Below are 19,000 nucleotides of genomic sequence, written 5' to 3' on the forward strand. Positions count from 1 at the left end.
TCCCTTTCAAATCACCGGTTCCGGTTGTGCTTTTGTGTGCTTCTGGTGGGTGGGGAGGCCCGGGGTTTGGTTTGCTTTGTGCGGCCGGCTCGGGTAAGTTTGGAAAGTTGCTCCGGAGCGATCCTGGACCCTGTGGGGTGTGGGTGGTGCCGGTAGTGTCTGTTGTTTGAGAACTCAATAGTGTGCCAAGTTTGTTGATACCGATTGTTTTATTGATTGGTTGAAATTTTGCCAGGTTGCTGCGCACCCCCGTGTGGTGGTCTGGTTTTCAGCTGGTTTCGAATTTTGTGCAGCCGTGTTTGCCGTTATTTCCGGTGGGTGTGGTTGTGTCTGTTTGATTTTGTTTTCAACGGAGAGTTTGATCCTGGCTCAGGATGAACGCTGGCGGCGTGCTTAACACATGCAAGTCGAACGATGATCCCAGCTTGCTGGGGGATTAGTGGCGAACGGGTGAGTAACACGTGAGTAACCTGCCCTTGACTCTGGGATAAGCCTGGGAAACTGGGTCTAATACCGGATATGACTCCTCATCGCATGGTGGGGGTGGAAAGCTTTGTGGTTTTGGATGGACTCGCGGCCTATCAGCTTGTTGGTGGGGTAATGGCCTACCAAGGCGACGACGGGTAGCCGGCCTGAGAGGGTGACCGGCCACACTGGGACTGAGACACGGCCCAGACTCCTACGGGAGGCAGCAGTGGGGAATATTGCACAATGGGCGCAAGCCTGATGCAGCGACGCCGCGTGAGGGATGACGGCCTTCGGCAAACCTCTTTCAGTAGGGAAGAAGCGTAAGTGACGGTACCTGCAGAAGAAGCGCCGGCTAACTACGTGCCAGCAGCCGCGGTAATACGTAGGGCGCAAGCGTTATCCGGAATTATTGGGCGTAAAGAGCTCGTAGGCGGTTTGTCGCGTCTGCTGTGAAAGACCGGGGCTCAACTCCGGTTCTGCAGTGGGTACGGGCAGACTAGAGTGCAGTAGGGGAGACTGGAATTCCTGGTGTAGCGGTGAAATGCGCAGATATCAGGAGGAACACCGATGGCGAAGGCAGGTCTCTGGGCTGTAACTGACGCTGAGGAGCGAAAGCATGGGGAGCGAACAGGATTAGATACCCTGGTAGTCCATGCCGTAAACGTTGGGCACTAGGTGTGGGGGACATTCCACGTTTTCCGCGCCGTAGCTAACGCATTAAGTGCCCCGCCTGGGGAGTACGGCCGCAAGGCTAAAACTCAAAGGAATTGACGGGGGCCCGCACAAGCGGCGGAGCATGCGGATTAATTCGATGCAACGCGAAGAACCTTACCAAGGCTTGACATGAACCGGAAAGACCTGGAAACAGGTGCCCCGCTTGCGGTCGGTTTACAGGTGGTGCATGGTTGTCGTCAGCTCGTGTCGTGAGATGTTGGTTAAGTCCCGCAACGAGCGCAACCCTCGTTCTATGTTGCCAGCGGTTCGGCCGGGGACTCATAGGAGACTGCCGGGGTCAACTCGGAGGAAGGTGGGGACGACGTCAAATCATCATGCCCCTTATGTCTTGGGCTTCACGCATGCTACAATGGCCGGTACAAAGGGTTGCGATACTGTGAGGTGGAGCTAATCCCAAAAAGCCGGTCTCAGTTCGGATTGGGGTCTGCAACTCGACCCCATGAAGTCGGAGTCGCTAGTAATCGCAGATCAGCAACGCTGCGGTGAATACGTTCCCGGGCCTTGTACACACCGCCCGTCAAGTCACGAAAGTTGGTAACACCCGAAGCCGGTGGCCTAACCCTTGTGTGGGGGAGCCGTCGAAGGTGGGACCGGCGATTGGGACTAAGTCGTAACAAGGTAGCCGTACCGGAAGGTGCGGCTGGATCACCTCCTTTCTAAGGAGCTGCTTGCAATGATTGGTGCCCTGCATGGGGTGTCTGGTTGTTGTCAGTGTTGCCCATTGCGCAGGCGTTTGTTCTGCGGTGGGTGCTCATGGGTGGAATATCAACGAATCATTTTTTTGGCATGGCTTTCGTGGTTGTGTCCTGGTGCTAGTACGGCGGTTCGTGCTCCTGCTTTGTGTGGGGGTGTGGGTTGTTGGGAACGTGTCCGGGGTGTTGCTGGTGGGGGTTGTGTTTGGCGCACTGTTGGGTCCTGAGGCAACAGGACCTTTTTGCAGCAATGCAGGGGGCACTTCTGGTGTTTCTTTTGTTCCTGCAGCCGGTTCCTCCGGTCTTTGTGTTGCGGCCTGCGTGTGTGGGTTGTGGCGGGTTGGGGGTTGGTTGATGGGGTTGTTGTTTGAGAACTACATAGTGGACGCGAGCATCTGGGACATACACGCTTTGGTGTGTGTGTTCCATACAGCAATTTCTTATGAATGAACCTTGGGCCGTAGTGGCTCGTGGTTCTCTCGAGTAAGTTTTTGATCATGTTTGTGTGGTCAAGTTTTTAAGGGCACACGGTGGATGCCTTGGCATTAGGAGCCGAAGAAGGACGTAGGAATCTGCGATAAGCCTGGGGAGTTGATAACCGAGCGTTGATCCCAGGATGTCCGAATGGGGAAACCCCGCACAACGCTGTCATGGTGATTGTGTGACCCGCATCTGAACACATAGGGTGCGTGGGGGAACGCGGGGAAGTGAAACATCTCAGTACCCGCAGGAAGAGAAAACAAGAGTGATTCCGTTAGTAGTGGCGAGCGAACGCGGATCAGGCTAAACCGTTTCCATGTGTGATAGCCGGCGGGCGTTGCATGGGCGGGGTTGTGGGACTTTCCGTTCTGGTTCTGCCGGGCCAGTGAGGTGAGAGTGCGTGCATAGGTGAACGGTCTTGAAAGGCCGGCCAGAGAGGGTGTGAGCCCCGTAACCGTAATGTTGTGTGCCGCCTGGAGAGTATCCCAAGTAGCACGGGGCCCGAGAAATCCCGTGCGAATCTGTCAGGACCACCTGATAAGCCTAAATACTTCCTAATGACCGATAGCGGACCAGTACCGTGAGGGAAAGGTGAAAAGTACCCCGGGAGGGGAGTGAAACAGTACCTGAAACCGTGTGCTTACAATCCGTCGGAGCAGTCTTGTTACTGTGACGGCGTGCCTTTTGAAGAATGAGCCTGCGAGTTAGTGTTACGTCGCGAGGTTAACCCGTGTGGGGTAGCCGTAGCGAAAGCGAGTCTGAATAGGGCGAGTGTAGTGGCGTGATCTAGACCCGAAGCGGAGTGATCTACCCATGGCCAGGTTGAAGCGACGGTAAGACGTCGTGGAGGACCGAACCCACTTCAGTTGAAAATGGAGGGGATGAGCTGTGGGTAGGGGTGAAAGGCCAATCAAACTCCGTGATAGCTGGTTCTCCCCGAAATGCATTTAGGTGCAGCGTTGCGTGTTTCTTGCCGGAGGTAGAGCTACTGGATGGCCGATGGGCCCTACAAGGTTACTGACGTCAGCCAAACTCCGAATGCCGGTAAGTCAGAGCGCAGCAGTGAGACTGTGGGGGATAAGCTTCATAGTCGAGAGGGAAACAGCCCAGACCACCAACTAAGGCCCCTAAGCGTGTGCTAAGTGGGAAAGGATGTGGAGTTGCGAAGACAACCAGGAGGTTGGCTTAGAAGCAGCCATCCTTGAAAGAGTGCGTAATAGCTCACTGGTCAAGTGATTCCGCGCCGACAATGTAGCGGGGCTCAAGTACACCGCCGAAGTTGTGGATTTCACACAGTACCCTAGCCTTCGTGGTTCAGGGGTGTGGAGTGGTAGGGGAGCGTCGTGTGGGCAGTGAAGTCGCGGTGGAAACCAGCGGTGGAGCCTACACGAGTGAGAATGCAGGCATGAGTAGCGAAAGACGGGTGAGAAACCCGTCCGCCGAATGATCAAGGGTTCCAGGGTCAAGCTAATCTGCCCTGGGTAAGTCGGGACCTAAGGCGAGGCCGACAGGCGTAGTCGATGGACAACGGGTTGATATTCCCGTACCGGCGAAAAACCGCCCATGCCAAGCGGGGATACTAACCGCCCGGAGCCTGCCCGCTCACCCTTGTGGTGTTGTGGGTTTTGGCCGAGCGCGGGACCTGATCCCGGGAGGTAAGCGTATTAACAGGTGTGACGCAGGAAGGTAGCCGGGCCGGGCGATGGTTGCCCCGGTCTAAGGATGTAGGGTCAGGGATAGGCAAATCCGTTCCTGTGTGCTTCGAGCACGTTCCTGAGATCTGATGGGACTCCCGTAAGGGGGGATCCGGTGATCCTATGCTGCCAAGAAAAGCATCGACGCGAGGTTTTAGCCGCCCGTACCCCAAACCGACACAGGTGATCAGGTAGAGAATACCAAGGCGATCGAGAGAATTATGGTTAAGGAACTCGGCAAAATGCCCCCGTAACTTCGGGAGAAGGGGGCCTGCCCCGTGATGGAGACTTGCTCTCCGTGAGCGGGTGTGGGCCGCAGAGACCAGGGGGAAGCGACTGTTTACTAAAAACACAGGTCCGTGCGAAGTCGCAAGACGATGTATACGGACTGACTCCTGCCCGGTGCTGGAAGGTTAAGAGGACCGGTTAGCCACTTGTGGCGAAGCTGAGAATTTAAACCCCAGTAAACGGCGGTGGTAACTATAACCATCCTAAGGTAGCGAAATTCCTTGTCGGGTAAGTTCCGACCTGCACGAATGGAGTAACGACTTCCCCGCTGTCTCAACCATAAACTCGGCGAAATTGCAGTACGAGTAAAGATGCTCGTTACGCGCAGCAGGACGGAAAGACCCCGAGACCTTTACTATAGTTTGGTATTGGTGTTCGGAGTGGCTTGTGTAGGATAGGTGGGAGACGTTGAAACCCGGACGCCAGTTCGGGTGGAGTCATCGTTGAAATACCACTCTGGTCACTTTGGACATCTAACTTCGGCCCGTGATCCGGGTCAGGGACAGTGCCTGATGGGTAGTTTAACTGGGGCGGTTGCCTCCTAAAAAGTAACGGAGGCGCCCAAAGGTTCCCTCAGCCTGGTTGGCAATCAGGTGTCGAGTGTAAGTGCACAAGGGAGCTTGACTGTGAGAGAGACATCTCGAGCAGGGACGAAAGTCGGGACTAGTGATCCGGCGGTACATTGTGGAATGGCCGTCGCTCAACGGATAAAAGGTACCTCGGGGATAACAGGCTGATCTTGCCCAAGAGTCCATATCGACGGCATGGTTTGGCACCTCGATGTCGGCTCGTCGCATCCTGGGGCTGGAGTAGGTCCCAAGGGTTGGGCTGTTCGCCCATTAAAGCGGTACGCGAGCTGGGTTTAGAACGTCGTGAGACAGTTCGGTCCCTATCCGCTGCGCGCGCAGGAAATTTGAGAAGGGCTGTCCTTAGTACGAGAGGACCGGGACGGACGAACCTCTGGTGTGTCAGTTGTACTGCCAAGTGCATCGCTGATTAGCTACGTTCGGATGGGATAACCGCTGAAAGCATCTAAGCGGGAAGCTCGCTTCAAGATGAGATTTCCATACACATTATGTGTGAGAGGCCCCCAGCCAGACCACTGGGTTGATAGGCCGGATGTGGAAGCGAGGACTAAAGACTCGTGAAGCTGACCGGTACTAATAGGCCAACAACTTACACCACACACAAAACACTGCACGCGTCCACTATGTGGTTCCCGAACAACAACCGTTCCAGGAACCAACAACAACTACATAACACCACAGTTGTAACCACAAGCTTCCCACCCACCCCCACACCAACGCGGGGTTGGGACGGGTAACAGAGTTACGGCGGTCATAGCGTGGGGAAACGCCCGGTCCCATTCCGAACCCGGAAGCTAAGACCCACAGCGCCGATGGTACTGCACCCGGGAGGGTGGGAGAGTAGGACACCGCCGGACAACCATTAACGAAGAGCCCCAACCACGGTTGGGGCTCTTCCATTTAACACACACAACCCCCACACAAGCACCGGCCCTGCCCACTCGTGGCAGTTCCTGTGGGCCTTCGTGCTTGTGAGACTTGCCACGGGTGCCCCAAATCGGGGTTCCACGTTCGGGACTGATGGCGGGGTCGAATAGAATTGAATGAGATATACGAGTCGGGAGCTTCGGGCTGCCGGCGGCGTGACAACGAAATAAGGGTTATGAGCGACTACGCACGCGCCAGTGGTCGGCTCGCAACAGGAGGAATCCACCATGGCTGAGCACAACGGCGGCAATCGCGGCGGCAATCGCGGAAACTTCGGCGGGAACCGGGACGACCGCGGTTCGTACCGCCCCAACAACAATTCCGGCGGAGATCCTCGCGGATTCCGTTCCAGGGAAAACCGGGACAGCAACGATCGTCCGGCTCGTGATGGTGAGCGTCGTCCTTTCAACAACGATCGTGGTGACCGTCCGGCTCGTGATGGTGAGCGTCGTCCTTTCAACAACGATCGTGGTGACCGTCCGGCTCGTGATGGTGAGCGTCGTCCTTTCAACAACGATCGTGGTGACCGTCCGGCCCGTGACGGCGAACGTCGTCCGTTCGGTGACCGTCCGGCCCGTGATGGTGAGCGTCGTTCCTTCGGTGGGGATCGTGATCGAAAGCCGTTTGGTGATCGTGGTGACCGTCCGGCCCGTGATGGTGAGCGTCGTTCCTTCGGTGGCGACCGTGACCGCAAGCCTTTCGGTGACCGTCCGGCCCGTGATGGTGAGCGTCGTTCCTTCGGTGGCGACCGCGATCGCAAGCCTTTTGGTGACCGCCCCGAGCGCGGCCCGAGGAACTTTGACGGTCCTCGTCGTGATGGCGATGACCGCCGTCCCTTCAACAACGATCGTGGAGATCGCAAGCCTTTCGGTGACCGTCCGGCCCGTGATGGTGAGCGTCGTTCCTTCGGTGGCGACCGCGATCGCAAGCCCTTCGGTGACCGCAAGCCTTTCGGCGACCGCCCCGACCGTGGTGACCGCCCCGCCCGCGGTGACCGTCCGGCCCGTGATGGTGAGCGTCGCTCCTTCGGCAGTGACCGCGGCAATTCCTGGGAAGAGCGTCCTGCACGGGTCCCCAACGCCAAGGACATCCGCAGCGCAAACCGTCCTGACCGCGAACGTTCCCCCGAGATCGATGACGACGTCACGGGCAAGGAACTCGACCGTGCCACGGGTCACCAGATCAAGACCCTTGAAGAGCAGAGCGCAGGCTGGGTTGCAAAGCACCTGGTCATGGCCGGGCGCCTGATCGACATTGAACCGGAGCTTGCGTTCCAGCACGCCCTGGCTGCAAGCCGCCGCGGTGGCCGTCTCTCGGCTGTCCGTGAAGCTGTGGGTCTGACGGCTTACGCTGCCGGCCACTATGGCGAGGCACTGCGTGAATTCCGTACCTACCGCCGTATCAGCGGATCGAACGTACACCTGCCCGTAATGGCCGACTGCGAACGTGGCCTCGGCCGCCCGGACCGTGCATTGGATATGGTCCGTTCGCCCGAAGCCCAGGATCTTGACGCTCCGGGCAAGGTGGAGCTGGCGATTGTGGCGTCCGGTGCACGTACGGACCTGAATCAATTGGACGCTGCTGTCAGCGAGCTTGAGATCCCGCAGTTGGACATCAACCGGGCGTTCTCCTACAGCCCCCGTCTCTTCCGTGCTTACGCTGAGGCACTGAGCGCTGTTGGCCGTACTGAGGAAGCCGACAAGTGGGCCCGTCAGGCCCTCGTGGCCGAGAATGCTTTGGGCGTTGGCGATTTCGCTGAGCCTGAGATTCTTGACCTCGGCTGGGATGAGCAGGAAGAAGAAGCCGAACGCAGGCCGCGCTTCAAGACGCCGGCCCCGGAGGCCGACGTCGCAACGGCAGAAGCCGCGACAGCACAAACCGAAACGGTCATCGTGGAAGCCGCAGCGGCTGATGTTGAGCCCGACGAGGTTGAACTTGATGACGCTGAGTCGGATTACTTCGAGTCGGATGACGCCGAGTCGGACGTTGATTCCGTCGAGGACGAGGAAGAGCACAAGGAAGCAGACAACGAGGGTACCGACTCCCAGCATGGCTGATTCACTGATCTCGAGGTTTGATGCTGTCCTGTCGGACCTGGATGGCGTGGTCTACGCTGGACCGCACGCCATTCCGGGCGCCATCGAAGCGCTGCAGCGGCTGGCGTCCGTCGGGGTTGGTCTGGGTTATGTCACCAACAACGCATCCAGGACCCCCGCCCAGGTCGCCGCGCATCTGCGTGAGCTCGGTGCGCCGGCTGAGGACCATCAGGTAGTCAGTTCCTCGCAGGCAGCCGGGGAGCTCCTGGCTTCCCTGCTTCCCGCGGGGGCGCATGTCCTCATCACAGGCAGTGCGGCGTTGGCCCATGAGATCGAATTGGTGGGACTCAAACCGGTGCACAGTGCCGCTGAGTCTCCGGTTGCTGTCGTCCAGGGGTTCAACCCGGACATCGGCTGGAAGGATCTGGCCGAGGCGTCGTACGTGGTGGCCGGGGGAGCCATGTGGTTGGCCACCAACACGGACATGTCCATTCCTCAGGCACGCGGCATGGCGCCGGGCAACGGAACCCTCGTTGCCGCCGTCGCTGCTGCCACAGGGAAGTCCCCGTTGGTGGCGGGGAAGCCGGAAGCGCCGTTGTTCCATGCGGCAGCCAAGCGACTCAAGGCGGACCGGCCACTGGTGGTGGGCGACCGTCTGGACACTGACATCCTGGGCGGGAACCGTGCAGGATATGCGACGGCGGCCGTCCTCACCGGTGTTGACACCAAGCACACCATCCTGGCTGCAAGGACCGATGAGCGTCCCGACTACCTGCTGGCGAACCTCGAGGACCTCTACGCTCCGTATCCCGGAATTATCGACGACGGCGGCTCGTTCCGTTGCGGGTCGGCGTCGGCGGTTGCTGATGGCGGCACGGTGACGGTGACCGGCGAAGAGGGCGATCTCGACGCATGGCGCGCCGCGTGCGCGGCATGGTGGGCAGCTGTCCCGTACGCGTCGACAGCGCAGGCGCCGCAGCTGGAATGGCGAACTAACTAGACTGGTGCGATGACCGTGCCGAACAGTTCACCCGAGCCCGGGACGCCCGAGCCCGAAACCCGCGACATCCAGTGGCCTGACGACTCCGAGACCACCGGCGACGCACTCGTCGACAGGGCCCTCGGCTTGCTCGAAGGAGTCCGGGAAGCACCCATAGCGGAGCACGGTGAACTGTACGCCGGAATTCACGACTCCCTCTTGGCGGCGTTGGATGCGGAACCTGGACTCCCTGCCGCGCCGAGGCCCATCACCCCGGAAGGCGACAGCTAACGCATGGCACGACTCGATCAGGAACTTGTCACCCGCGGGCTGGCGAGGTCCCGTACCCATGCGGCCAAGCTCATCAGCGATGGCAAGGTCAGCTCCTCCGGCAGCGTCCTCGCCAAGGCAGCCCTTCAGGTCGATGCTGAGACGGAGCTTTCCGTCGAGGCCCATCTCGAAGACATCTACGCCAGCCGTGCCGGTCACAAACTGGCCGGCGCGCTGGAGGCCTTTCCCGCCGTCGCGGTGGCAGGGAAGCGGTGTCTCGACGCCGGTGCCTCCACCGGTGGTTTCACCGACGTGCTGCTCCGGCAAGGTGCAGCGCAGGTTGTGGCGGTCGACGTCGGGCACGGACAACTGGTGCCGCACCTTCGGGACGATCCGCGCGTGGACGTCCATGAGGGCCTCAACGTCCGGTATATGACCCCGGAGCAGATCGGCGGCACGGCCGCGCTGACTGTCGCGGACCTGTCCTTCATCTCGCTGACGCTGGTGGTGGCACCCCTGGCGTACTGCACTGATCCAGGCGGTGACCTGGTCCTCATGGTCAAGCCCCAGTTCGAAGTCGGCAAGGAGCGGCTGAGCCGGACCGGCGTTGTTTCTTCCGACAATGAACGACGCCGGGCTGTTGCCCAGGTTGCCCGGGCTGCGGTTGATTCGGGGTTGGATCTACGGGGCCTTGCGGCCAGTCCGTTGCCGGGCCAGGACGGAAATGTTGAATACTTCCTGTGGATGACGCGCCGGATGTCGGCTGCGTTGCCTAAGATCGAAGAGCGGGACCAGCACGTAGCTGCCTTGTTGAAGAACCTCTGGCCAAACCACTAGAAAGCAGAACCCGATGAGCAGGCGTGTACTTGTCCTTGCCCACACTGGGCGGGAGGAATCGCTCCGCGCTGCATGGGATGCCTGTACGCAATTGCACTCGTCAGGTTTGGTTCCTGTGCTGCAGAAATCCGAACTTGCAGACATCGAGCGGTTTTTCGGTGCTTTGGACACCCCGATTGAGATTTTGAACGACCACGTCAGATTGGAGGACGTGGAACTTGTCATGGTCCTGGGTGGCGATGGCACTATCCTGCGCGCCGCTGAGCTGGTCCGCGAGGTCGACGTCCCTCTGCTTGGGGTGAACCTTGGGCATGTGGGTTTCCTGGCCGAAAGCGAACGGGCTGACCTCGCCCAGACGGTGGAGTGGATCGCGAGCCGCCAATACACGGTGGAAGAGCGCATGACCATCGATGTCCAGGTGTGGATCAAGGGTCAAAAGATCTGGCACACGTGGGCTTTGAACGAGGCAGCCATCGAGAAAGCCAACCGGGAGCGGATGCTGGAGGTGGTGACGGAAGTGGACGAGCGTCCCCTGACCTCCTTCGGCTGTGATGGCGTGGTGATGGCTACCCCCACCGGGTCCACTGCCTACGCTTTCTCGTCGGGCGGACCCGTGGTGTGGCCGGAAGTTGAAGCGCTCGTGATTGTCCCCATCAGCGCACACGCACTCTTCGCCAAGCCCCTGGTGGTCTCTCCGCGCTCCAAATTGGCTGTTGAAATCATGAACCGCACGGATGCCCTGGGTGTTCTCTGGTGCGATGGGCGGCGCTCAGTGGATCTGCCGCCCGGTGCCCGGGTGGAGGTAACCCGATCAGCTACTCCGGTGCGGCTTGCCCGGACCCACAAGACGCCGTTCTCGGCCAGGCTCGTGCGTAAGTTCGAGCTTCCGATCCATGGCTGGCGTGGTCCGGCCCCCCGGAGCGGCGAAGTCCACACAGGTCCCATCCCTGTGATCCGGACCTTGTCGCCGGCTCCCTTGCCCAGTCCGCGGGATGTTGACAGTCCCCAGGACGGTGAACCTTCCGACCCCACGAATGCGAAGTGAACCATGCTTGAAGAACTCCGAATCCGTGACCTGGGCGTCATCACTGACGCTGCCCTGCCGCTGGGCCCTGGCCTCAGCGTCGTCACCGGCGAGACCGGTGCCGGCAAGACCATGGTGGTGACCGCCGTCGGGCTCCTTCTCGGTGCCCGATCGGATGCCGGGGCCGTCCGGAGTGGCGCCAAGTCCGCGTCGGCTGAGGCCGTGTTGAAGCTTGATCCCGCGCACAGTGCTGTGCAGCGGGCCAAGGACGCGGGGGGAGACGCCGAGGAGTTCGACGGCGTGGCTGAACTCCTGCTGGCCCGCACCGTGGGCGCGGATGGACGCAGCCGTGCGTACGTTGGCGGGCGCGCGGCACCGGTAGGGGTGCTGGCCGAACTGGGAGAGAGCCTGGTGGTGGTCCACGGCCAATCGGACCAGATCCGGTTGAAGAGCGCGACGGCACAGCGTCACGCTTTGGACCGCTTTGCCGGAGCGCCCCTGGCCAAAATCCTGGGGGAGTACCAGGAGAAGTACAACCACTGGAAAGCGATCCAGTCGGAGCTGGAGACTTTGCGGAGGGAAGCCCGCGAACGCTTGCGCGAGGCCGAATCCCTGGACGCGGCCCTCAAGGAGATCGACGAGGTGGATCCGCAGCCGGGCGAGGACGAGACCCTCAAAGCCGAAGCCGTGAAGCTGGCCAACGTCGAAGAACTAAGGCTTGCTGCAGCAGCGGCCCACGAGTCGCTCATTGCCGAGGAATTCGGTGAGTCTGGAGATGCCACCACCATGGTGGATGCGGCGAAGCGGACGCTGGAGCATGTTGCCGAGCACGATGAAGAGCTGCGCTCCGCTGCTGCACGGCTGGCCGAGGTGGGCTTCCTTCTCAACGACATTGCAGCGGAGCTTTCCAGCTACCAGGCAGCGCTTGATACGGAAGGCCCTGAACGCCTTTCCGAAATCGAGGACCGCCGCGCGGCCCTCGCCAAGCTGATCCGCAAGTATGCGCCCAGCATTGACGAGGTACTTGAGTGGGCCGCCGCAGCCCGGACCCGCCTGGACGAGCTTCAGGATGACTCCAGCCGTATCGAATCCCTCGACGCCGAGGTGGCCTCCACTGAGGTGGCGCTCCGCAAGCAGGCGGCGGCTATCAGCAAGGCACGTGCCAAGGCCGCCAAGGACCTGTCCGGACGCGTGAGTGCGGAGCTCAAGGCACTGGCCATGGCCGATGCAACCCTGGTGATCGAAGTGGACAGCACCGATTCACTGGGCCCTTGGGGAACCGACGAGATCGCTTTCCTCCTGCAGCCGCACTCGGGGGCTCCTGCCCGTCCGCTGGGCAAAGGAGCCTCCGGAGGTGAACTGTCCCGGGTCATGTTGGCGATCGAGGTTGTCCTGGCCGCCGTGGACCCTGTCCCGACCTTCGTCTTCGATGAGGTGGACGCAGGCGTGGGCGGCCGCGCCGCCGTCGAAATCGGCCGTCGGCTCGCCATGCTGGCACGGCACGTCCAAGTGCTGGTGGTCACCCATCTGCCGCAAGTGGCAGCTTTCGCCGACCAGCACATCCGTGTCACCAAGACCTCGGTGCGGGGTTCGGACGGCAAGACGGCCACCGGCTTCACTTCCAGCGACGTTCAGCTCCTCAGCGACGACGAACGCGTCAAGGAGCTGGCGCGCATGCTGGCAGGCCAGGAAGATTCCGAATCCGCTCAGGCCCACGCCCAGGAATTGCTGGATGATGCGAAGCTCCTGCCTCAGAGTGCCTGATGCCGCAGCGGTGCGGTGCGAAACGCGATGCGAGCACCATCACATCAAGAGGCTTTTGGCCGCCCGGCTCTTGATTGGAACGCGGTCCTGGGCAACCATTGACCATTTGGGGAATCCGAACAGGACGCTTGGAAGGCGTAATTGATGATAAGCTCGAATTCCGTGGTGCAGCGATCAAATTCCCGTGTAAATTCCCGGTTCCCGGGCTCGTCCAAGACGACCAAACACATCTTCGTCACCGGTGGTGTGGCGTCCTCGCTCGGTAAGGGTCTGACGGCTTCCAGCCTCGGCCACCTGCTGCGGGCACGCGGTTTGTCTGTAACTATGCAGAAGCTCGATCCCTACTTGAACGTGGATCCGGGCACGATGAACCCCTTCCAGCACGGCGAAGTATTCGTGACGGATGACGGCGCCGAAACCGACCTCGACATCGGACACTACGAGCGCTTCCTCGATGAAAACCTCGAAGGTTCGGCCAACGTCACAACCGGCCAGATCTACTCCACCGTTATCGCCAAGGAACGCCGCGGCGAATACCTGGGAGACACTGTCCAGGTCATCCCGCACATCACGGATGAAATCAAGCGCCGCATGCGCCTTCCTGCCGAAGGCAAGAACGCTCCGGACGTCATCATCACCGAAATCGGTGGCACCGTGGGCGACATCGAATCCCAGCCGTTCCTGGAATCGGCCCGTCAGGTCCGCCAGGATGTGGGACGCAACAACGTCTTCTTCCTGCACGTTTCCCTGGTGCCGTACATCGGCCCCTCCCAGGAACTGAAGACCAAGCCGACGCAGCACTCCGTGGCGGCCCTCCGTTCGATCGGTATCCAGCCTGAAGCCATCGTGATCCGTTCGGACCGTGAAGTCCCCGAAGCAATGCGCGAGAAGATCGGCCGCATGTGCGACGTCGACATCGACGCTGTGGTTAACGCCGCAGACGCACCCAGCATCTACGACATCCCCAAGACCCTGCACTCCCAGGGCCTGGATTCCTACATCGTCCGCGCGCTGGACCTGCCGTTCAAGGATGTCGACTGGAGCAAGTGGGACAAGCTGCTTGAAGCTGTCCACAACCCCAAGCACGAAGTCGAGATCGCTTTGGTGGGCAAGTACATCGACCTGCCCGACGCGTACCTCTCGGTGACCGAAGCCCTCCGCGCCGGTGGTTTCGCCAACGAGGCAAAGGTCAAGATCCGCTGGGTACCTTCGGATGAGTGCGAGACCCTGGCCGGTGCTACAAAGTCCTTGGCCGGCGTCGACGCCATCTGTGTTCCCGGCGGCTTCGGCATCCGTGGGCTTGAAGGCAAGCTGGGTGCTTTGAAGTTCGCCCGCGAATCCAAGCTTCCGGTCCTGGGCCTGTGCCTCGGACTGCAGTGCATGGTCATCGAGTACGCCCGTAACGTGGTTGGCCTTGAGGGCGCTTCCTCCAGCGAGTTCGAACCCGATTCCAAGTACCCGGTCATCGCCACCATGGAAGAGCAGCTGGACATTGTCGATGGCAAGGGAGACCTGGGCGGCACCATGCGCCTTGGCCTGTACGAAGCCAAGCTGGACGAGGGCTCGGTCATTGCCGAGACCTACGGCACCACAACGGTCAGCGAACGCCACCGCCACCGCTACGAGGTCAACAACAAGTACCGTGACCAGATCGCCGCGGAAGGACTGGTCTTCTCCGGTACGTCTCCTGACGGCAAGCTGGTGGAGTACGTGGAGCTTCCCCGCGAGGTCCACCCGTACTACGTGGCAACCCAGGCGCACCCGGAGCTCAGCTCACGCCCGACGCGCCCGCACCCGCTGTTCGCAGGTCTGGTGAAGGCTGCGCTCGAGCGTCGTGAAGGAGCCCCCGTTGCCACCAAGACCGGCGACCGCACGGTAGCAGCCAAGTAAACAGCAAGCACTAACGAAGGACGGCGCGATGCCCGGTATTTCTGAAACCCCCCGCACATCAAGGCAGGTTTCGGACATGCCGAGCCCGCGCCGTCTTTTGTCTACCAGCAAGGTTTACGAAGGACGCATCTGGGACGTGGTCAGTGACTCGTTCCAACTCAGTGAGGGCACGAACACCCTGGTCCGCGACTACATCGACCACCCAGGTGCAGTAGCGGTGCTTCCCATGAACGTCGACGGGGAAATCCTGCTGTTGAAGCAATACCGTCACCCTGTGGGCATGGACCTCTGGGAGATACCGGCCGGTTTGCTGGACGTGGAGGGTGAGGATTTCGTGGTGGGTGCTGCCAGGGAACTTGCCGAGGAAGCTGACCTTGTGGCGGCGACGTGGAATGTCCTGGTCGACTTCTTCAACTCGCCCGGCTCCTCCAGCGAGGCAGTCCGCATCTACCTGGCGCGCGGGCTGCGGGATGTTCCCGAGGCCGAGCGCCACGTCCGTACGGACGAGGAAGCGGAGATCGAACTCCACTGGATCCCGCTGGAAGAAGCGGTCAAGGCCGTCCTGGAGGGGCGCCTGCACAACCCCTCCGCGGTGCTGGGCATCCTTGCCGCCGCAGCAGCGAAGGCCGACGGATTCACCAGCCTCCGCCCTGCCAATGCGCCGTGGCCGGCACACCCGAGCCAGCGCTGAGCATGACCGAAGCCGCTGCCCGACCCATCAACGGGATTGACCGTGCGGTAACGGATTACCTGCAGCACGTTGGCGTGGAGCGCGGCCTGGCGGCGAACACCTTGGCTGCCTACCGTCGGGACCTGGCCCGATACTCCAATTTCCTTGCAGCGCAGGGGGTGGAGCGGCCAGGCGACATCACACGCCATCATGTGACAGCTTTCGTCCAGGCGTTGTCCGACGGTTCGGATGGAGGCGCCGTTCTGGGCGTCCGTTCAGCGGCACGCACCGTGGTTGCCGTCCGCGGACTTCACAAGTTTTGGGCCTTGGAAGGGACTACGACGGCGGACCCCGCCAGCGATGTCCACCCGCCCATGCCGGGCAAACGGCTTCCGAAAGCCATCAGCGTAGGAGAAGTGACGCGGATCCTGGAGGCTGCAGGTTCGGACACGGCCACAGGGCTCAGGGACCGGGCGCTTCTTGAGTTCCTCTACTCCACCGGAGCCCGCATCAGCGAGGCCGTCGGGCTGGACGTGGACGATGTCTCGTTGGAAAACCCTGGAGCCGGTCCGGCGATCGTACGGTTGTTCGGCAAAGGTTCCAAGGAACGGTTGGTGCCGCTGGGATCATACGGTGCCCGCGCCGTCGGAGCTTATGTCGTCCGGGGTCGGCCCTTGCTTGCCTCCAAGGGCAAAGGCACCCCGGCGCTGTTCCTCAATGCCCGGGGAGGCCGGATCAGCCGGCAGAGCGCATGGACCATTCTGAAAACGGCGGCCGAGAGGGCGAACATCACCAAGGATGTCTCGCCGCACACGCTGAGGCACTCGTTCGCCACGCACCTGTTGGAGGGTGGCGCTGATGTAAGGGTGGTGCAGGAGCTGCTGGGCCACGCCTCCGTGACCACCACACAGGTGTACACCCTGGTCACCGCCGACACCCTGCGCGAGATTTACGCAGCGGCCCACCCCAGGGCGCTCGGCTAGTAATCTTCGGCTGGAAACCCTCGGCTGGAAACCGTTACTGGAACCACTCCGCCGGAAGCAGGTTACTCCAGAACGTTCAGCGTCAATTCGACGGCGTCCACGAACAGCGCCAACAAAGAAGTTCCCAGTCCGGCCACCAGCAGCAAACCCGGATGGGCGAGTCCCACCACCACGCGCTTCAGCCGTGGACGTCCCCGCAGGAACTTCTTGGGAACCCTGGTCTTGACCGGCACCTGCCGCCAACCGCGCAGCCGCCGCAGGAACCAGGCACACCGCACGATGAAGGCCATCCAGAGCACGGAGAGCACCAGGGGAACGGCCGCCAGCATGAGGTTGAAGCCAAGGGCAGTGACTTCCTTCTCCGAGTCGCCGATTACTGACTGGACAGTGGTGGAGATGGACGCGCTCATCACCACTGACGCAGCCCACACCATGAAGGCAGCCACCAATGCCAGGAACCGGACAAAGAAGTGTCCGAGCACGGTCGCGTCGACCGCGCGGAGATGGCTCCGTGGGGTGGCGTGCAGCACCACCAGCGTGGAGATCAGCGTCGGCAAGGCAGCAACCAGGACCAGCAGATACCAGGTCCAGCCGGCCAGGTCCAGCACTTCGTCCAGGACAATGAGCCCGGCCCAGAGAAGGGTCCACGCCCACCCGGCGTACAGCGGATGAGCCACAAGCCAGCGCGGGAGCCAGGCGTCCCGTTCGGCTTTGGCTTCGGCGCCTTTGACTGTTGTCCCGTCCCGGGTGCTTTCCGCTGTGGACGGCATCCCGCCAACCTCATCGACGGCGGCCGCTTTGGCGCCCGCTTCACCCCCACCTTCGCTCATGGGCTCACTGTAGCAATGGCGGCAACGGCTGGGGAGATCAGGTTAAGGTAGGCAGCATGACTGCAGCCCATGTGACTTTGTGCTTCCTCCTCCGCGACGGTGCGGACGGCGGAGACGTACTTCTCGGCACCAAGAAGACCGGCTTTGGCCGGGGAAAAGTAGTGGGCGTTGGCGGACACGTCGAAGTGGGGGAGACTGCATCCGAGGCCGCCTGCCGTGAGGTTATGGAAGAAATCAACGTGGTGGTCCATGCGCATGACCTGATTCCCGCGGGAACCGTAGACTTCGTTTTTCCGGCCAGGCCCGAATGGAACATGGCCACCACGGTCTTCCTCACCCGTGCCTGGGAAGGCGAGCCCTCCGAGAGCGAGGAGATCGCTCCGGCCTGGTTCCCCGTTGGCCGGCTTCCGGTGGAGCGGATGTGGGCAGATGCCGAGCATTGGTTGCCCGCCATGATTTCCGGTCAGCGCATCGCCGTGCGCGTCGACCTGGCGGCAGACAACGAGAATGTCGCTGAGGTCCACACTGTGGAGTGGGCGGAACCTGAGGCCTAAAGAGTACGACGTCGGGCCGGTCGCCTTTCGGTGACCGGCCCGACGTCGTACTTACCGCTTTTGGCGCCCAAAAAGCCTTACGGAACGTGGCGCTCTTCGGGTCCGTTGTATTCGCTCAGCGGGCGGATCAGGGAGTTCGAAGCCACCTGCTCCATGATGTGCGCGGTCCAACCGGTGATGCGGCTGGCGACGAACAACGGCGTGAAGGTTTGGGTGTCGAAGCCCATGAGGTGGTACGTGGGGCCGGCCGGGTAGTCAAGGTTGGGCTTGATGGCCTTGGCCTCGTCCATGGCCTGCTCCAAGCCGTTGTAAAGACCGAGGAGTTCGGGTCGTCCGTAGTGGGCGATCATCTTGTCCAGTGCGGCCTTCATGGTGGGTACGCGGGAGTCGCCGTGCTTGTAGACGCGGTGCCCGAAGCCCATGACCTTCTTCTTCTGCGCCAGCGCGTCTTCCATCCACGTCTTCGCCCGGGAGGCGGCTTCTTCGAGGGACTCCTCGCTGCGGATGCCGATTTCGTCGAACGTGTGCATCACGGCCTCATTGGCGCCGCCGTGCAGCGGGCCCTTGAGTGCTCCGATGGCTGCGGTGACAGCCGAGTGCAGGTCCGAGAGCGTGGAGGTGACTACGCGGGCGGTAAACGTCGAAGCGTTGAAGGAGTGCTCTGCGTAGAGAATCATCGAGACGTTGAAAGCCTCCACTACCTCGGGCACTTGTTCTTCGCCGAAGGTCATCCACAGGAAGTTGGCGGAGTAGTCCAGGTCCTCGCGGGGTTCCACGGGTTCCTGGCCGTGGCGGCGGCGCTGGTCGTAGGCGACGACGGCGGGCATGGCAGCCCACAAGTCGATGGCCTTCTTCATGTTGGCTTCGGGTGATGAATCCTCGGCCAGCTCGTGCCGGGCGCCGAGTACGGACGCGGCGGTGCGGCACACATCCATGGGGTGTGCTGTGGTGGGCAGGGCATCGATAACCTGCTTCACTACCGGGTCGAGCGCGCGGCCTGCGCGCTCGCGGGCGGTGAATTCGGCCAACTGTGCCTCGTTGGGCAGTTCTCCGTTCCACAACAGATAGGCGACCTCTTCGAAGCTGCATTTGGCGGCCAGTTCCTGGACCGGGTATCCGCGGTACAAGAGCGAGTTGGTGTCCGGGTTGACCTTCGAGACGGCGGTGTAGTCCACCACGACGCCGGCAAGGCCCTTTTTGATGTCAACAGCTGCCATGCTGCTCTCCTTCGTTCATTGTGCAGGTGCACCGGGTCGATCCGGAACGCCTGCGTTCCCCTTGATGAATCCGGA

General features: G+C 61.3%; 13 protein-coding genes and 3 rRNA genes. 13 read left to right on the forward strand and 3 right to left on the reverse strand.

What is annotated here, in order from left to right; genetic code table 11:
* Nucleotides 1-346 precede the first annotated feature (346 nt).
* The 3 genes from ACNAOU_RS08290 to rrf all read left to right on the forward strand — a co-directional run bounded on the left by ACNAOU_RS08290 (nt 347) and on the right by rrf (nt 5,801).
* A 16S ribosomal RNA gene (locus ACNAOU_RS08290) occupies nt 347-1,859 on the forward strand.
* Nucleotides 1,860-2,402: 543 nt separating this feature from the next.
* A 23S ribosomal RNA gene (locus ACNAOU_RS08295) occupies nt 2,403-5,542 on the forward strand.
* Between the two features lie 145 nt (nt 5,543-5,687).
* Nucleotides 5,688-5,801, forward strand: a 5S ribosomal RNA gene (gene rrf / locus ACNAOU_RS08300).
* The 16S, 23S and 5S rRNA genes sit together here, the layout of an rRNA operon.
* A gap of 243 nt (nt 5,802-6,044) precedes the next feature.
* Here the strand turns inward: rrf and ACNAOU_RS08305 are convergent.
* Nucleotides 6,045-7,049 (reverse strand): hypothetical protein, encoded by a 1,005-nt coding sequence (locus tag ACNAOU_RS08305; RefSeq protein ID WP_422758407.1) that lies wholly within the window; start codon nt 7,047-7,049, stop codon nt 6,045-6,047.
* 54 nt (nt 7,050-7,103) lie between these two features.
* Here ACNAOU_RS08305 and ACNAOU_RS08310 point away from each other — a divergent pair, with 54 nt between their 5' ends.
* The 9 genes from ACNAOU_RS08310 (at nt 7,104) to xerD (ending at nt 16,324) form a co-directional block, all read left to right on the forward strand.
* Entirely contained in the window at nt 7,104-7,928 is an 825-nt protein-coding gene (locus ACNAOU_RS08310) for a hypothetical protein (RefSeq protein WP_422758408.1), read from the forward strand.
* Nucleotides 7,921-8,907 (forward strand): HAD-IIA family hydrolase, encoded by a 987-nt coding sequence (locus tag ACNAOU_RS08315; RefSeq protein WP_354628298.1) that lies wholly within the window; start codon nt 7,921-7,923, stop codon nt 8,905-8,907. The genes ACNAOU_RS08310 and ACNAOU_RS08315 overlap by 8 nt, the downstream gene beginning before the upstream one ends.
* Before the next feature lie 9 nt (nt 8,908-8,916).
* Nucleotides 8,917-9,177, forward strand: coding sequence for a hypothetical protein (locus ACNAOU_RS08320; protein ID WP_039240682.1), 261 nt, complete (start codon nt 8,917-8,919; stop codon nt 9,175-9,177).
* A 3-nt stretch (nt 9,178-9,180) separates the two neighbouring features.
* Nucleotides 9,181-9,993 (forward strand): TlyA family RNA methyltransferase, encoded by an 813-nt coding sequence (locus ACNAOU_RS08325; protein WP_039240683.1) that lies wholly within the window; start codon nt 9,181-9,183, stop codon nt 9,991-9,993.
* A 13-nt stretch (nt 9,994-10,006) separates the two neighbouring features.
* Nucleotides 10,007-11,038, forward strand: a complete 1,032-nt coding sequence (locus ACNAOU_RS08330; RefSeq protein ID WP_422758409.1) for an NAD kinase — start codon at nt 10,007-10,009, stop codon at nt 11,036-11,038.
* Nucleotides 11,039-11,041: 3 nt separating this feature from the next.
* Nucleotides 11,042-12,781 (forward strand): DNA repair protein RecN, encoded by a 1,740-nt coding sequence (gene recN / locus ACNAOU_RS08335; RefSeq protein WP_064723241.1) that lies wholly within the window; start codon nt 11,042-11,044, stop codon nt 12,779-12,781.
* Nucleotides 12,782-12,925: 144 nt separating this feature from the next.
* Entirely contained in the window at nt 12,926-14,671 is a 1,746-nt protein-coding gene (locus tag ACNAOU_RS08340) for a CTP synthase (protein ID WP_039240685.1), read from the forward strand.
* A 28-nt stretch (nt 14,672-14,699) separates the two neighbouring features.
* A complete protein-coding gene (locus tag ACNAOU_RS08345; RefSeq protein WP_422758410.1) occupies nt 14,700-15,362 on the forward strand; it encodes an NUDIX domain-containing protein in 663 nt (220 codons plus the stop codon).
* Nucleotides 15,363-15,364: 2 nt separating this feature from the next.
* The gene (gene xerD, locus ACNAOU_RS08350; RefSeq protein ID WP_035734166.1) at nt 15,365-16,324 is read left to right on the forward strand and encodes a site-specific tyrosine recombinase XerD; all 960 of its coding nucleotides are present in this window, start codon (nt 15,365-15,367) and stop codon (nt 16,322-16,324) included.
* Nucleotides 16,325-16,386: 62 nt separating this feature from the next.
* Here xerD and ACNAOU_RS08355 read toward each other — a convergent pair whose 3' ends face one another.
* Complete coding sequence (locus ACNAOU_RS08355) at nt 16,387-17,154, reverse strand: hypothetical protein (RefSeq protein ID WP_422758411.1); 768 nt, start codon at nt 17,152-17,154, stop codon at nt 16,387-16,389.
* 56 nt (nt 17,155-17,210) lie between these two features.
* Between ACNAOU_RS08355 and ACNAOU_RS08360 the strand changes: the two genes are divergently transcribed.
* A complete protein-coding gene (locus tag ACNAOU_RS08360; RefSeq protein WP_422758412.1) occupies nt 17,211-17,708 on the forward strand; it encodes an 8-oxo-dGTP diphosphatase in 498 nt (165 codons plus the stop codon).
* 77 nt (nt 17,709-17,785) lie between these two features.
* On the opposite strand, the gene ACNAOU_RS08365 is transcribed toward ACNAOU_RS08360, so the two are convergent.
* On the reverse strand, nt 17,786-18,925 hold the full coding sequence (locus ACNAOU_RS08365; protein WP_018779244.1) for a bifunctional 2-methylcitrate synthase/citrate synthase: 1,140 nt from the start codon (nt 18,923-18,925) through the stop codon (nt 17,786-17,788).
* Between the last annotated feature and the right edge of the window lie 75 nt (nt 18,926-19,000).

The sequence above is a fragment of the Paenarthrobacter sp. C1 genome (genome assembly GCF_049315185.1).
Lineage (GTDB): Bacteria > Actinomycetota > Actinomycetes > Actinomycetales > Micrococcaceae > Arthrobacter > Arthrobacter nicotinovorans.